Raw genomic sequence first — 15,334 nt, 5'->3', positions numbered from 1 at the left:
TCTCCTCATCTGATCTTCCGGCCGGGCCAACAGCCGGCCTGAAGTTCCGCACTCGTGACGCAGTTGCCGTACAGGTCGACGATGAGATCGTCACCGCGCACAGTGGAACGTTCCTTCCACCAGAGCCAGTTGTCCGAAAGCTGCACAAAGTTGTCGGTCAGCAGCAGGAGCCGCGACTCCTCACGCAGCAGATCGGACGGAAGTACCTGCGCGAGTGGAACCGGGGTCCCGGTCGAGACCTTGTGGGACGCGTTGAGCACCCGTTCCGGTCTCCACGTCTGCCGGGCGAGCCGCTTCCAGAACTCCGTGGCGTCGCCGCGTGCCTCCGCCAGATCCACCCCGACGGTCGGGGCGTCACTTGCCGGAGTCCCGGCCACCGCCTCCTCAAGGCGGGTGAAGAGCCGGTCCCACAGGTCCTGCTCGAGAGCGTGGCCCCAGCGCTTCCAGAAGCGTCCGAGGTTGCTCTTCCTGTTGCTCACCCGGTGGATGCCGTTGCTCCGCTCCCAGTGGTAAGCCACCACCCGCGGATCGACCAGAGTCCGGTAGCCCAGGGACCGGGCACGCATCTGGAAGTCGAAGTCCTCGTAGCCGTTGAAGAAGTCCTCGTCGAGCGAACCGGTCTCCTCCAGGACCTGACGTTTCATCGCGAACAGGGCGAACACGACCAGCTGGACCGGATAGCGGTCATGCGGCAGCGCACTGGGCCGGGCGTTCAGCAGGAGATGCCGCCCGACCGAGTCGGTGAACGTCACTCCGCAGTGCTGGATGCCGCCCGTCTGCGGGTAGACGAGCACGCCTCCGGTCATCCCGACCGACTCGTCGCTCTCCAGGGTGGCGCGCATCCGGGACTGCCACTCAGGTTCCAGGATGATGTCCGAGTCAATGAGGTAGACGTAGTCCCCGAGTACCAGAGGCAGCGCCTCGTTGATCGAGGCGGCACAGCCGAACGGATCCTCGTGCTGGATGATCTCGACAACGACCCCGCTCTCCTTGAGCGGAAACAGGCGCTCCTCGAGGAAGGTCTGCACGGCTGCTCCCGAACCGTCGTTGACGACGAGGAGCTGCGTATCGGATTCCAGGGTACGGACGAGGGAGTCCAAGAAGATTCGCAGTACGGAGAGTTCTTGGTGGACTGGTATGACGACTGTGTTCAACACCGAAGCACTCACCTTGTCTTCAGGAATTCGGGATGGGTGCCTGGACCGTGGACCATTTGTCCTCGTCGCACATTCCCATGGCTTCGTCGAGGAGTTCCACGGAGTCCTTTTCCCACCCTTCAGGGATTCTGCCGAAAGCAGTGGGGCGCAGCCCGAAGCGCTTGTCGGCCACGTCGACGCGGCCGTCCCGCGGCTCCACGTGGCGGAGCAGCGCAAAGACCTCGTTCCGGATCCAAGGCCCGGTCTCGCGCCACGCCCCGGTCTCGTACTTGGCGACCCGGCGTGCCAGGTCCTGCAGGATCCCGGCGCGCCACCTGAAGCGGTGCACCGGAACCAGCGGACGGTTGACGGGAAATCCGTCCAGGCTGCGGTGACTTGCGAGGCCGAGTCGAACCGATGAGTGAGCGGCCACGATCTTGCCGGGATTGCCGCCCAGCAGTCTGGGGGTGAGGAAGCCGCCCAGCGGATACGACCGGTCCAGCCCCTCCTCGGACGACCACGGCCGCATGGACCCGTCCTCGCTCACACGGTCGAGCAGCAGTCCTCCGACGATGGGGCTGCCCGCGCTCTCGGCGGCGTCGGTCAACTCGGTCAGCGGAACCGGGTAGTCGTGGAACTCGTCGACGTCCGCGATCACATGCCAGCCGACGCCGGCGCGGGCGCGCAGATGGTCGCGCAACTCGCTGTGCACGGTCTCGTGCCAGGCTCCCTGGCTGATGACCACCGGAGGGCCGATCAGCTCCTCGCACACGGATATCAGTTCCTCCCGAACTGATTGCGGGGCGTCTTCCGTGAAGTGGAGACCCAGATGGAACTCCCGTACCCGGACCGTGTCCCGGTAGTGCGCGATGAAGGCTCTGAGCAGATCCGGCTCAACCGGCTCTATCACCGCGACAAGAGGCGGAGATGCTTTCATGTCGAGTCTCTCTGGTTTCTGTTTGGTTGCCAGACGGTGTGCAAACCCGCGGATGCATCTTTGAAGGCCGCACCGCTGTTTCCGCCCGTCGCTGACGAAGGGTGCGCCGGGCCGGTCCTGGCGGGGCCGGTGGCCTTCGCCCGGTCGACGGGCCCCGGGCCCCGTCGACGGCGGCCCGGGGCCCGTCGGTCCCGGCACAGGCCCCGCGTCGGCCTCGGCCTCGGCCCACACGATCTCGAAGAGGGGATGCGGAAGGCGCCCGGCTCCGCCATCGGCACCCGGGTCCCGAACTCCCGCACCTCGCCGCCGACCGGCTGCTCGTCGAGGCAGCCCTCGGGCCGGGACGATCGTTCGGGGAACCTTCGGCCGCCCCCACCGCCGGGCCGCGCAGCACCCGGTGGGCCCGCCGGCCCTCGGCGGGCAACACCGTCGCCGGCGGGCTCTGTCGCTCAGGCGCCCGGTGTGATGCGCAGCCTGATGGTGCGGGCTTCGGGGCGCAGCACGAACTCCGGCCACACGTCCGGCCCGCAGGACCGGGAGCCGAGTCCGTGCTGGACGGCGTCGATGATCAGGTGGCTCGTGGTCGACTCCGGAAGCTCGAAGGGGTGTGCGGCCCGGGCGATCTGCTGGGGGGTGTGGCGGCCGAGGGTGAAACCGGGGCGCCGGCCGCGGGCGTCGGGGAGGGCCACCAGCCGCAGTACCTCGGTGCCGCCACTGGTCAGCGTGAGGCGGCGCATCTGGGAGCGGTGGCCGGTCTCCTGAGGGCGCGCGTAGTCGACCGCGAGGTCCCGGACCGCGGAGGAGAAGCGGCCGGCGCGGGCCGCGTTGAGACTGTCGGGGTAGGACTCCAGCGGACCCAGGCCGAACCAGTCCGCGCCGTCGACGGGTGCCGTCCCGTCGGGCAGTTCGAAGCGCACGCCGATCCGCGGCCACACCGACCGCCAGCCGCGCGAGGGTTCGATCTCCACACGCAGTTCGAGTTCGCCGTCCTCGATCGACCAGACGGACTCCACGGTCACCGAGAGGGCGGAGTCCGCGGCGGAGACCCGGTCCACGGTGCGCAGGGCGTCGGCGGTCTGCTCGACGCCGATGCGCCGCGCGGTCAGCCGGTCCAGGCCGTCACGGCGCCACGTGTCGGCACTGGACACCCCGAGGACGCTGTTGTCGCTGCCCTCCAGCCGGTCGGCCCGGCTCTCGTCGTTGTCGGTGGGCGCGCGGAACAGCTCCAGGCGTGGGCCGGTCACGGGGCGCCCGGCGAGGCGGGTGAGGGAGCCGCCGGTGAACTCGGCGATGCCGAGGGTGAGCGTTCCCTCGCCGGGCCGCCAGTCGCGCCGAGGTCGGGCGGCGGGCGCCGGCCGTCGTACCGAGCGGTCGAGTTGGGCGGTGGCGATCTCATGCCCCTCCGGTGCCCAGGCGGTCGCCGTCGCCAGCACCGCCTCGACCGTCAGCCAGGTCTCGCCGTCCGGGGCCGTCGTGACCGGCGGCAACGCCACCCGCCCCGACTCGCCCGCCGCGAGGGCCGGGGCGTCCCACTCCCCCGAGTCCACGAGGTTCCCGTCGTGCTCGACGCGCCAGCGCAAGCGCAGGTCGGACGTGTCGGCCGAGTGCCGCAGGTTGGTGATCTCGAGCTTGTCGCCGTCGAAGGCGAAGCGGATCGGCTGCGTGACCGCCTTGAACTCGTGCAGGCTCGGCGACGGCACGTCGTTGCTGAGCACCATCCCGTCCATCACGAAGTTGCCGTCGTGCACGACCTCCCCGAAGTCACCGCCGTAGGCGTAGTACGGCGTCCCGTCCGGGGCCGTGGTCAGGATGCCGTGGTCGCGCCACTCCCAGACGAATCCGCCGTGCATCCGCGGGAACCGGTGGACCAGTTCCTCGTACTGGTCGAGGGCACCCGGCCCGTTGCCCATCGCGTGGGCGTACTCACAGAGCAGGAACGGCTTGGTGCGCTGCCGGGCGCCCTGCGCGGGGGTACAGCCGAGCAGCGGCGCGCGGGAACCGTCCGTGCCGATCTGCTCCATCTCCGGGATCGTCGGGTACATGCGGGAGTAGACGTCGGTGTACTCACCGGTGTAGTCACCTTCGTAGTGCACGGGACGCTCGGGGTCGCGGGCGTGGGCCCAGGCCGACATGGCGGCCAGGTTGGCGCCGGTTCCGGCCTCGTTGCCGAGTGACCAGATCACGATGCCGGGGTGGTTCTTGTCCCGCTCCACGGTGCGCTCGACGCGGTCCAGGTAGGCCGCGCGCCAGGCAGGGTCGTCGCTCGGATTGTCGGCCCAGTCGACGTTCTCGAAGCCGTGGGTCTCCAGATCACATTCGAGGACGACCCAGAAACCGAGTTCGTCGGCGAGGTCGAGCAGCCGGGGGTGCGGGGGGTAGTGGCTGGTGCGGATGGCGTTCACGTTGAACCGCTTCATGCGGGCCAGGTCCGCGCGGGCGTGTTCCTCGTCGAAGACCCGGCCGCGCTCGGGGTGGGCCTCGTGCCGGTTCATCCCATGGAAGACGACACGGCGGCCGTTGACCAGGAACCGGTCGCCGCGGATCTCGACCGTGCGGAAGCCGACCCGCAGGGCGATGCTCTCCGCGGCCGAGGACACGGCCGCGTCGTACAGGCGTGGCTGCTCGGCCGACCACGGTTCCACGCCCGCGATGTCGAGGGGCGCCACGTCGGCCGGGGTGGCCCAGACCCGCTCGACGCCGAGTTCGGGGATGCGCAGGGTGACGGGGAACGCGGCGGCGTCAGCGGTGATCTCCGGGTCGATACGGCCGTTTCCGTGGTCGTAGCCGGTGCGCAGCCAGACGTCCTCGACACCTCCGACCGGGCGGGCGAGCAGGGTGACGTCCCGGAAGATGCCCGGCAGCCACCACTGGTCCTGGTCCTCCAGGTAGCTGGCGGCCGACCACTGGTGCACCCGTACGGCGACGACGTTGTCGCCAGGTCGCACCGCGGACGTGACGTCGAACTCGTGGGCCAGCCTGCTGCCGGTGGCGCTGCCGATCTCGACGCCGTTCACCCAGACCCGGAACAGCGACTCCACCCCGTCGAACCGCAGCAGGATCCGCTCGGCGTCCGACCAGTCCTCGGGGAGATCGAAGTGGCGGCGGTAGTCGCCGGTGGGGTTCTCGTCGGGGACGTGCGGCGGGTCGATCGGGAACGGGTACTGGACGTTCGTGTAGATCGGCCGGCCGTAGGCGCCGTCGCCTTCCAGCACCCAGTGCGCGGGCACCGGGATGCTGTCCCAGCCCCGATCGTCGAACTCCTCGGCGGCGAAGTGCTCGGCGACGGCCGCCGTGGGCGACAGACGGAACTGCCAAGGGCCGTTCAGCGACTGGGCGGGGGCGTCGGAGTGCAGCCAGGAGCGAGCCGGACGCAGGGCGCCGCGCCACGGTGCGGTGTCCGACACGTACGCGGAGAGCTGGGAGGGCAAGGGGCTCACGACCTTGTTGGTCAACGGATCCTCGGCCCGCACCTCCTCGGGCCACTGCTCGGGGTTGTCGTCACCGCCGTAGGCGATGCCGGGCAGGCGGAGAGGGCGTTCGGTGGTCACTGGTGGTACTCCGGGAGGTGTGAGGAACGTGAACGAGTCGTGCTTCAGCCCTTGTTGGCGCCAAGGGTGAGACCGCTGACGAACTGGCGTTGGAGGACGAAGTACACGATCAGGGTGGGGATCGCGGTGAGCAGGGCGCCGGCCGCGACGAGGTTGGGGTCGGTGAAGTACTGGCCGGAGAGGTTGTTCAGGGCCGAGGTGATCGGCATGTTCTCGCCGGTGGAGATCAGCACGATGGCCCAGAAGAAGTCGTTGTAGATCCAGATGGACAGCAGGGTCGCCAGCGCGGCCATGGCGGGGCGGCACAGCGGGAGCACGATCTGCCAGTACAGCCGCCATACGGAGGCGCCGTCGACGAGGGCGGCTTCGGTGAGTTCGTGGGGCAGTGAGCGCATGTAGTTGGCGAGGACGAAGGCGCAGAAGCCGGACTGGAAGGCGACGTGGATGAGGACCAGGCCGAGCGCGGAGTCGTACAGTTTGCCGCTCATGGTGATGCCGGGCAGGTCGGCCAGCAGGTAGAGGCGGTACAGCGGGGTGATGATCACCTGTTGGGGGAGCAGGTTGCCGGCGGTGAACACCAGGAGCAGGAAGAGGTTGACGCGGAAGTCGAAGCGGCTGACGTAGAAGGCGACGCAGGAGGAGAGGAACAGGGTGAGCAGTACCGCCGGGACGGCCACCAGCAGGGTGTTGGCGAGGTAGTGGAGCATGTCCGACTGTTCGAAGGCGTCGGTGAAGTTGTCCGGGCTGAGGGTGTCGGGCCAGGAGACGTAGCCCTTGGTGCTGGTCTCGGCGTAGGGGCGCAGGGCGGCGAACAGGGCCCACAGCAGGGGGGCCAGCCAGGCCAGGGCGGTGGCGGCGAGGAAGGTGTGCAGCAGGATCCGGGCGGGCCGCGGTGGGGTGCGCTGCTTTTGGAGCGCGTTCACGGTGCTCATGCGCTGCGTTCCTTCCGGAAGGTCGACACGAGGTAGGGGATGATCACGGCGAGGGAGATCACCAGCAGGACCACGGCGATCGCGGAGCCGTAGCCGATGCGGCTGGACTCGCCGATGATGTTGTTGGTGACCAGGATCGAGAGCAGTTCGGTGCCCTGGGCGCCCTTGTTGAAGACGAAGACGAGGTCGAAGGCGCGCAGCGCTTCGATGATCGTGACGACGAGGACGACGGTGTTGGTGGGGCGCAGGGTGGGGAAGACGACGTTTTTGAAGGTCTGCCATTCGTTGGCGCCGTCGAGTGCGGATGCTTCGCGCAGGGAGGGGTCGACGCCCTTGAGTCCGGCGAGGTAGAGGATCATCATGTAGCCGGCGTGGCGCCAGGACGCGGCGATGAGGACGGCCCACAGGTTGAGGTCGGGGTCGCCGATCCAGTCGATGTAGTGGCCTGGCCGGTTCGCGCCGATGAGGTTGTTGATCAGGCCGGTGTCGGGGTTGTAGACCAGTTGCCAGACGAAGCCGATGACGGCCATCGAGACCACGACCGGGAGGAAGAACGCCGTCTGGTAGAGCCGGCTGAAGCGGATCTTCTTGTCCAGCTGGACGGCCAGGAACAGCCCGAACGGGGTCGGGACCAGGATGAGCACGACGAACCAGACGATGTTGTGCTCGACGGCGGGCCAGAACTGCGGGTTGTTGGTGAACAGTTCCCGGAAGTTGTCCAGTCCCACCCAGGTGATGGAGCCGAAGCCGATGCCGTCCCAGGTGGTGAAGGCCAGCGCGATCGAGGCCAGGGCGGTGACCCAGACCAGGGCGATGTGCAGGACCGTGGGCACGCCGGCCATCAGGGTGAGGGTGAGCCGGTCGCGGCGGGTCAGCAGCCGCCGGTGGCCCAGCGGGGCCCGCTTCTTCGGGGGTGCGGTGCCCGCAGGCGGTGGGGGGGCCGCCTGCGGGGTCTTCGGTGTGGTTTCGGAGCTCATGGTGTCGGTGTTCGTCCGCTTCAGCAGGAGGGTGGGTCTCAGCCGGAGGCGAAGATCGTCTTCTTCTGGCGTTCGATCGATGCCAGCAGGCCGTCGATGCCCTTGGGGTCGCGGACGAACTTCTGCAGCGCGGGCTGCATCACCGTGGAGGTGAAGTCCGGGCGGCTGTCGCGGTCCATGAACTGGGTGAGGTGCCTGGCGCCGGCGATCGTCGCGTACGCCTTCTTCTGCAGTGCGGTGTAGGAGGAGGTGTCGGCCTTGTTGGAGGCGGCGACCAGGCTCGGGTCGGACTTCAGGTAGATCTGCTCGGCCTGCGGCGTGCCCAGGAACTCCAGGAGTTTGAGCGCACCGGTGTTGTTCCTGGGGTTCTTGGAGAGCATGAAGCCGTCGGTGGGCGCCTCGACGGTGTCCTGGCCGTGGGCGGGGTCGATCTGCGGGAAGGGGAAGAAGTCCAGGTCGTCCAGGTCGGCCTTGTTCGTGAACTGCTGGGCCACGAAGCTGCCGAACAGGTACATGCCCGCCTTCTTCGAGATCAGCGTCTGGGCGGCGTCCTGCCAGGTCCGGCCGACGGCGCCGTCCTGGTGGTAGGGCAGCAGCTCGGCCCAGTGGTCGAAGGCGGTGCGCACCTTCGCATCCGTCCACGACGCCTTGCCCGCCATCAGCTCGACATGGAAGTCGTAGCCGTTGGTACGGAAGTTGATCTGGTCGAAGGTGCCGAGCGCGGGCCAGGCGTCCTTGTCGCCGAAAGCGAACGGGACCAGACCGTCCTTCTTCATCTGCTTACACAGCGCGAGCAGCTGGTCGAAGGTCGCCGGGACGGTGTAACCGTGCTGCTGGAACACGCTCTTGCGGTAGAAGACCCCCCAGATCGACGTGGAGACCGGCACGAAGTAGTACTTGCCGTCCGCGCCCTTGCTCAGCGCCTTCATCGCGTCGGGGAAGTTGCCCCCGATCTTCTGCCACACGTCGTCGACCGGGGAGGCCAGGCCCTTGGCCGCGAAGAACTGCATCCGGTAACCCGCGAACCAGTTGAACACGTCGTCCGGCGTGCCCTGCAGATAGGAGTTGATCTGCTCCTGGAACGTGTTGTGGTCCTTGGTGTTCACGTCCACCGCGATCCCCGACTGCTTCGTGAACGCCGCGTAGATCTCGGCGAACGCCTTCTTCGGCACCGCGTCCGAGGCGTTGGAACCGAGCGTGACCGTCTTCGGGTCGGCAGCGCCACCACTGCCGCCACAGGCACTGAGCACCGGCACACCGGCACCCAGAACCGCAGCACCGGCGACACCACGCAAGACCGTACGGCGGCTCGCGGCAGGCACCGGCCGGCCGAAGGACGAAGGGTTCATTTTGGCTCCTGACAGGACGGCCGAACCCGAGACGGCGGGTCGACCGAGGGATGCGACGGCAAAAACGGTCACTCATGCGACCAAGACTCAACACGATCGAACAAATACGACCGGCGGCTGCGAGGAAGCCTGAACGGTCCGGGGAGTCGCTGTCAAGCCCCTCCGGCCGCCGCTCAGGACCGACCGCACACGTCGAGAAGCCGGACGGCTCGCCCGTCGGGCGGGAACGACGACGACGCTTCGCGAGCGGACCCGCGAGTGAGATTCTGCCATTTGACCAGCATGTATACCCGACAGAGGCGACCCCTCTCCAGGTGGCCGCACAACCCGGAGCCGACCGCTCACCCCCACCGGATCCACTGCCGCCCACCGGAATCGAAACCGCGGGAACTCTTGACGTACAGCTCTCGGCTACGTAGACATGACCACGCGATCAGACCGCGTGGTCATATAGTTGACCTCGTTCGATGCAGACGCACGGCCGTCGGGAGACTTCATGGCAACAGTGGTGGGACGGAGCGAGGGCTCCCCCGTGCCGCGCAGCGCGGACGTGGCCCGCCTGGCCGGGGTGTCCCGCAAGACGGTGTCCCGGGTCCTCAACAACGAGCCGTATGTCTCCGAGAAGGCCCGCACAAAAGTCCTCGCAGCCGCTGAGGAACTCGGCTACCGGCTGAACCAGGCGGCCAGGACCCTGGCCTCCGGGCGTACCGGCTCCATCGGCGTGGTCGCCCTGGGCACCGCCGGGTACGGCACCGCTTCACTGCTCGTGCACATCGAGCGGGCCGTGCGCGACGCGGGCTACGCGCTCCGTGTGGTCAACACGGCGGACGGCGACCCCGCGGGTATCGCGGGGGCGGTGGAGTCGCTGCTGGAGCAGGGGGTGGACGGCGTCATCGTCTCCGAACCCATCGTGGACGGGGACGTCAGCGTCGGTGTCGACGTCCCCGTCCTCTTCCTGGGGGCGCCGCCCGCATTCACCGCCACCCGGACCGTGACCATGGGTGTGGGCGCACCCGAACTGGCTCGGGCGGCCACCGAGCATCTGCTGGATCTGGGACACGCGACCGTTCACCACCTCGCCGGTCCACATGGGTGGTACGCCACCAAGGACCGTATTGAGGGATGGCGGGCGGCACTCACGGCGCGGGGCGCGCACGAGCCGCCGCTGCTCAACGGTGACTGGTCGCCCGCCTCCGGGTACGCGGCGGGTCGCGAGCTTGCCTCGGACAGCTCGGTGACCGCGGTGTTCGCGGCCGGCGACGAGATGGCCATCGGCCTGATCCACGCCATGCGGGAAGCCGGACGGCGCGTGCCGGAGGACGTCAGCGTCGTCGGGTTCGACGACAACCCGGTCTTCGCCTATGTCTCTCCGCCGCTGACCACCGTGCGGCAGCCCTTCGACGCCGCGGCACGGCAGGGAGTCGGACTGCTCGTCCACGCCATCGAGAAACCGGACACGGAACTGCCGCCGGCAAGCGCGCCACCGGTCGCACTCGTCGTCCGATGCTCGACCGCACCGCCACCGTCCTCCAAGGGCCAGAGCCTTTCGCACACCACCTGAGCACCGCCCCGGGCGACCGGCCGATGCAGCAGACACGCCGCACGCACCGCCGCCGCCAGCGCCGTCGTCGTCGCTCAGACCCCGTTGGCGGTGAGACGCTGCAGCGCGGGTATCACGGCGCGCAGGTCGTCTCCCTCGACGGCGGTGGTAGCGCGTGCGCTCACCTCCCGCGGGGCGTTGAAGGCAATGGCGAGGCCGACCGAGTCGAAGAGCGGACCGTCGGTCGGGCACGCGCCCACGGCCGCGCAGCCGTGGGGCGCGACCCCGAGATCGTCGCAACGTCGCTGGACGAACTCGACCTGATCCGCGGGCGTGTACGGGCAGCCGGCCTGACCCGTGAACCTTCCGTTCCTCGCGTCCAGGCAGCGCCCCGCATACGAGTGGAAACCGAACCGCTCGGCGAGGTGCGCGCCGATCGGGGTCCAGGTGAGGCTGGAGATGATCGGCATCAGGCCGCTGCTCCAGCACCACTGCGTGGTCTCCGCGATTCCGGGGATCATGGGCAGCCCCGCGAGCTGGGTGTGCAGTGCGTTCTCCGGGATGCCCGCCCAGCGTGCCGCGTCGGTGGCGTGGGTTTCATGCACGCTCGAGGCCCCGCTCAGTCCGAGGCGTTCCTCGACAAGGCGGGACAGGCTGCTTCCCCTGACCAGGATGCAGTCCACTGAGAAAAACACGGCGGCTAGAGCAGACATGAGTCTCATTGGAGTATGCCACCGTGAGCGGGCTCACAGGAGGCACATCCGCGATCAATCCTTCCGGTCTCGGGGCGGGCATACGCTCTCGCGCGGACTTCCTCATCGGATGCCCGCATATCGCCGTCGTATTCAGCGGCCGGGCACGACCGGCCGTCACCGGCGAACGACGGCACGGTGTCCCGATCTCGCCCGGCCGTGCTCGTCGCACCGTCGTCCGACGCCCGCCCGAGCACCCGAACTACCCCGCCGGCAGCCCGTGTACCCGCAGAACGCGGAATCCAGCACTAGGGATCTCCTGGGCCGATCACGGCAAACATGGGGGCGGCCGTCACCGCACGCCCCTCGCCGCCTCGTCCACCGGAGACCCGTGTCCATGAACTACGCGTCCTTCATCATCGTCCTGTCGCTGGTCCTCCTGGTCTCGGCGCTGGGCAAGTTGCGACGACGGGAGTCCATGGTCGCCGCGATGCGCGCAGTGGGCGTGCCCGACCCGTGGCTGCCCCGGCTGGCCTCGGTGGAGATCGCCGGGGCCTCGGGACTGCTTCTCGGGCTGGCCTACCGGCCGCTGGGGATCGCCGCCGGCGCGGGGGTGTTCCTGTACTTCTGCGGCGCGGCGGTCTTCCATCTCCGGGCGAACGACCGCAAGGGGCTCATCGCGCCGGGCGCTCTGGCCGTGATGGCGCTGCTGGCCACACTGCTGACCGTCCGGAACACCTGACACCGGTCCACCTCGACCGGCGCCCCTCCCGAACAGGAATCCCGTGCTGCTCCCCGCCCCACCCGAAGCCGCCTTCACGGCTCGCCTCCGAGGCCGCATCCGTCCCGACCTTCCGTTGATCGTGACGGCGGCCGAGGCGGAGGCGGCGCACTTCGACGACTCCCTTCCCGTGCTGATCACCGGAATGGGGAAGGTGCGGGCCACCGTGGAGCTTGCGTGGGTACTGTCGTCGGCACGTCCACGGGAGATCGTCAACCTCGGTACGGCCGGGTCGCTCAGCGGCTCGCTGAGCGGTGTCGTCGAGGTGTCCCGAGTCATCCAGCACGACCTGCCGGACGATGTGCTCCACCGGCTCGGCGGGTCCCGCTACGGCGCCCCACTGACCGTACGGCCCGAACCCGGGCCCACCCTGGCGACCGGTGACTCCTTCGTCGCCGACGGCCGCACCCGCGCGCTGCTGGCCGAGCGGGCCGACCTGGTCGACATGGAGGGCTACGCGATCGCCGCCGTGGCCGAGCGGTTCGGCCTGCCGGTGCGGATCGTGAAGTACGTCAGCGACCAGGCCGACGAGTCCGCCGAGCGGGCCTGGCCCGAGGCGGCATCGGTGGCCTCCGGAGTCCTGGCCGAGTGGACGCGCCGGCATCTGATCTGAACCGCCCAGCAGGCGCCTGCACCTGATCTGAACCACACCGGCAGGCGCCGCGACCCGAACCGTCCGTTCTGTGCGGTGTCCCGTCGGGGGGCGCCGCGGTACCCCAGGAGAATCATGCCTCGTCGCCTGTTCACTTCGGAGTCTGTGACCGAGGGTCACCCCGACAAGATCGCTGACCAGATCAGCGACACCATCCTCGACGCGTTGCTGCGTGAGGACCCGGCCTCCCGGGTCGCCGTCGAGACCCTGATCACGACCGGTCTGGTGCACGTGGCCGGCGAGGTCACCACCAAGGCCTACGCGCCGATCCCCCAGCTGGTGCGCGACAAGATCCTCGAGATCGGCTACGACTCCTCCAAGAAGGGCTTCGACGGCGCGTCCTGTGGTGTCTCGGTGTCCATCGGCGCGCAGTCCGCGGACATCGCCCAGGGCGTGGACACGGCGTACGAGTCCCGGGTCGAGGGCGACGAGGACGAGCTGGACCGTCAGGGCGCCGGTGACCAGGGCCTGATGTTCGGCTACGCGTCCGACGAGACGCCGACCCTGATGCCGCTGCCGATCTTCCTGGCGCACCGGCTGTCGAAGCGGCTGTCGGACGTCCGCAAGAACGGGACCATCCCCTACCTGCGTCCGGACGGCAAGACCCAGGTCACCATCGAGTACGACGGCGACAAGGCGGTCCGGCTGGACACCGTGGTCGTGTCCTCGCAGCACGCCTCGGACATCGACCTGGAGTCGCTGCTCGCTCCCGACATCCGTGAGTTCGTCGTGGAGCCGGAGCTGAAGGCGCTCCTGGACGACGGCATCAAGCTCGACACCGACAACTACCGTCTGCTGGTGAACCCGACCGGCCGCTTCGAGATCGGCGGCCCGATGGGCGACGCCGGCCTCACCGGCCGCAAGATCATCATTGACACCTACGGCGGCTTCGCCCGTCACGGCGGTGGCGCCTTCTCGGGCAAGGACCCGTCCAAGGTCGACCGTTCGGCCGCGTACGCGATGCGCTGGGTGGCGAAGAACGTGGTGGCGGCGGGTCTGGCGGCCCGCTGCGAGGTCCAGGTCGCCTACGCGATCGGCAAGGCCGAGCCGGTCGGCCTGTTCGTCGAGACCTTCGGCACCGCCAAGGTCGACGTCGAGAAGATCGAGAAGGCCATCGACGACGTCTTCGACCTCCGCCCGGCCGCGATCATCCGCGATCTCGACCTGCTGCGCCCGATCTACGCCCAGACCGCCGCGTACGGCCACTTCGGCCGCGAGCTGCCCGACTTCACGTGGGAGCGCACCGACCGCGTGGACGCACTGCGCAAGGCCGCCGGCCTGTGAGGACGTAACAGGGGGGAGGGCCTGCCGGCACCGCCGGAGCCGGTTTCCGCAGGTCCTTCCCCCTGCGGACCCGGCTGACCCTCTCCCTCGTGGGGCGGTTCAGGACGGGAGCCGCGATCAGGGGCCGCCCGGTCGGAGGCCGCCAGGACCGTCGGCGGCGCCGCGCAGACGTTCGGCCCACTGCGGGCTTCGCAGGGCGTCGGCGGCTTCACGGGGAACACTCAGGTGGACGTCGCGGCTGTGGTCGTCGTCGGGGGTGGGCGTGACGAGTGCCGTCCAGGGGATGGGGCTTGCCGGGAACTCGAACCAGAACGGCCGTCCGGCGCCGAACTCCAGCGTGTACACCGGCAACCTGCCGGAGTCGTTCAGGGCGACCGTGCCCTCGAACGCGTCCAGTGACATACGGCTCATGACACGGCCCGAGCGCCCTGCCTGCCGCTGCGCCTCCAGGAAGGCGGCCTCCTGGCGCACCCGGACGGGCGTGACACGCTCCACCGCGGCGCGTACCGCGGCGACGGTGTGGGCGAGGGGCTCTTCGCGCAGCTCACGGGCCGCCAGCACGGCCGTGGTGTTGGACACCGCGTTGCCCCCGTAGCCGTGCGGAAGGCGGTCCTTCAGCACGGTCCGCAGTCCGACCACGATCCCCAGGCGCTCCTCGGCGCCGGGCTCCCGGTCACGGAGCGCGCCGAGGACCCGCCACAGGTGTGCCCCCAGCGCGACCGCGCTGGAGGCAGGAGGCAGATCGCGGTCCTGTCCGGCGCGCGCGGCCGCGCGCAGGGCGAGGACCTCCGCCGCGGTCAGTCGGACGGTGACGGTGCGCACCTTCCACGCACGGGAGTTGACCCTCCAGATGAACCCGAACTTCTGACGTCCGGTGACGACCTGGTACTGCGGGTCGTCCGGTGCGGGACACGCCTCGGCGGCCAGGCCGTCCAGCAGCGCGCGGTCGTACGGCGGCGCGGAACCGTCCAGTCCGGCGTGTGTGCGCGACCAGTGGCGCAGGAAGTCGAGGTAGCCGCTGCCGTCGACCACGCTGTGGTTGACGGCGACGCCGAGGACGGAGCCGCCCCCTCGCATATGGGTGACCTTGACCGTGAGCAGCGGTGTGTCGTGCCCGACGACGCGGAAGGCGTTGACGGAGTGGATGTACCGGCGCAGGTCCCGCTTGGCGGAGCGGTCCGGCCCGTAGTCCGGCATGACCTGGTCGGAGTGGGTGACGGCGAACATCGCTCCGGCGTCGTTGCACACCACGCTGAGGCCGCCGTCCGTGTCGCGTTCGAGGCGTCCCGTGAGCAGCGGATGGTGCGCCAGTGTGCGGCGCAGCGAGTCGGCCAGGGCGTCGGAGTCCAGGGTCCGCCGGTAGAAGAAGGTGCGCGGTGTGGCGAAAGTGCCGTTCAGCAGGTCGTGAACGCCCAGCCGGACCCGCTCGCCGGACGTCCCTCCCGCGCGCAGGACGACGATCTGCCCGGGCTTGCCCGGCGGGCGGCCGTGCTTCATGGGTGCGTC

General features: G+C 69.3%; 12 protein-coding genes. 4 read left to right on the top strand and 8 right to left on the bottom strand.

Annotated elements, in window-relative coordinates; genetic code table 11:
- Positions 1–5: 5 nt before the first annotated feature.
- The 6 genes from C6376_RS24470 to C6376_RS24450 all read right to left on the bottom strand — a co-directional run bounded on the left by C6376_RS24470 (position 6) and on the right by C6376_RS24450 (position 8,879).
- Complete coding sequence (locus tag C6376_RS24470; protein WP_159083243.1) at positions 6–1,157, bottom strand: glycosyltransferase family 2 protein; 1,152 nt, start codon at positions 1,155–1,157, stop codon at positions 6–8.
- A gap of 19 nt (positions 1,158–1,176) precedes the next feature.
- Positions 1,177–2,073, bottom strand: coding sequence for a hypothetical protein (locus C6376_RS43900; RefSeq protein ID WP_159083242.1), 897 nt, complete (start codon positions 2,071–2,073; stop codon positions 1,177–1,179).
- Positions 2,074–2,522: 449 nt separating this feature from the next.
- Positions 2,523–5,501, bottom strand: coding sequence for a glycoside hydrolase family 2 TIM barrel-domain containing protein (locus C6376_RS24465; RefSeq protein ID WP_173985910.1), 2,979 nt, complete (start codon positions 5,499–5,501; stop codon positions 2,523–2,525).
- Between the two features lie 164 nt (positions 5,502–5,665).
- The gene (locus C6376_RS24460) at positions 5,666–6,553 is read right to left on the bottom strand and encodes a carbohydrate ABC transporter permease (protein ID WP_107445402.1); all 888 of its coding nucleotides are present in this window, start codon (positions 6,551–6,553) and stop codon (positions 5,666–5,668) included.
- Positions 6,550–7,530 carry a carbohydrate ABC transporter permease gene (locus C6376_RS24455; protein ID WP_107445401.1) on the bottom strand — a complete coding sequence of 327 codons (981 nt, stop codon included), beginning with the start codon at positions 7,528–7,530 and terminating at the stop codon, positions 6,550–6,552. Before C6376_RS24455 ends, C6376_RS24460 begins: the two co-directional genes overlap by 4 nt.
- 38 nt (positions 7,531–7,568) lie before the next feature.
- Positions 7,569–8,879 (bottom strand): ABC transporter substrate-binding protein, encoded by a 1,311-nt coding sequence (locus C6376_RS24450; protein WP_107445400.1) that lies wholly within the window; start codon positions 8,877–8,879, stop codon positions 7,569–7,571.
- Between the two features lie 496 nt (positions 8,880–9,375).
- On the opposite strand from C6376_RS24450, the gene C6376_RS24445 reads away from it, so the two are divergent.
- Positions 9,376–10,440 carry a LacI family DNA-binding transcriptional regulator gene (locus tag C6376_RS24445; protein WP_107445399.1) on the top strand — a complete coding sequence of 355 codons (1,065 nt, stop codon included), beginning with the start codon at positions 9,376–9,378 and terminating at the stop codon, positions 10,438–10,440.
- Between the two features lie 74 nt (positions 10,441–10,514).
- Here the strand turns inward: C6376_RS24445 and C6376_RS24440 are convergent, their stop codons facing one another.
- Positions 10,515–11,114, bottom strand: a complete 600-nt coding sequence (locus C6376_RS24440) for a haloacid dehalogenase (protein WP_159083241.1) — start codon at positions 11,112–11,114, stop codon at positions 10,515–10,517.
- 394 nt (positions 11,115–11,508) lie between these two features.
- Between C6376_RS24440 and C6376_RS24435 the strand changes: the two genes are divergently transcribed.
- The 3 genes from C6376_RS24435 (at position 11,509) to metK (ending at position 13,828) form a co-directional block, all read left to right on the top strand.
- Positions 11,509–11,853, top strand: a complete 345-nt coding sequence (locus tag C6376_RS24435) for a DoxX family protein (protein WP_107445397.1) — start codon at positions 11,509–11,511, stop codon at positions 11,851–11,853.
- Between the two features lie 43 nt (positions 11,854–11,896).
- The gene (locus C6376_RS24430) at positions 11,897–12,505 is read left to right on the top strand and encodes a nucleosidase (protein WP_254076028.1); all 609 of its coding nucleotides are present in this window, start codon (positions 11,897–11,899) and stop codon (positions 12,503–12,505) included.
- Positions 12,506–12,619: 114 nt separating this feature from the next.
- Positions 12,620–13,828 (top strand): methionine adenosyltransferase, encoded by a 1,209-nt coding sequence (gene metK, locus C6376_RS24425; protein ID WP_107445396.1) that lies wholly within the window; start codon positions 12,620–12,622, stop codon positions 13,826–13,828.
- 117 nt (positions 13,829–13,945) lie between these two features.
- Here metK and C6376_RS24420 read toward each other — a convergent pair whose 3' ends face one another.
- A complete protein-coding gene (locus tag C6376_RS24420; RefSeq protein WP_107445395.1) occupies positions 13,946–15,325 on the bottom strand; it encodes an acyltransferase in 1,380 nt (459 codons plus the stop codon).
- Positions 15,326–15,334 lie beyond the last annotated feature (9 nt).

Origin of the sequence: Streptomyces sp. P3 (genome assembly GCF_003032475.1) — a bacterium.
Classification (GTDB): Bacteria; Actinomycetota; Actinomycetes; order Streptomycetales; family Streptomycetaceae; genus Streptomyces.
Note: the sequence above shows the minus strand (reverse complement) of the source record. Positions and strands in the feature narration are given on the sequence as shown.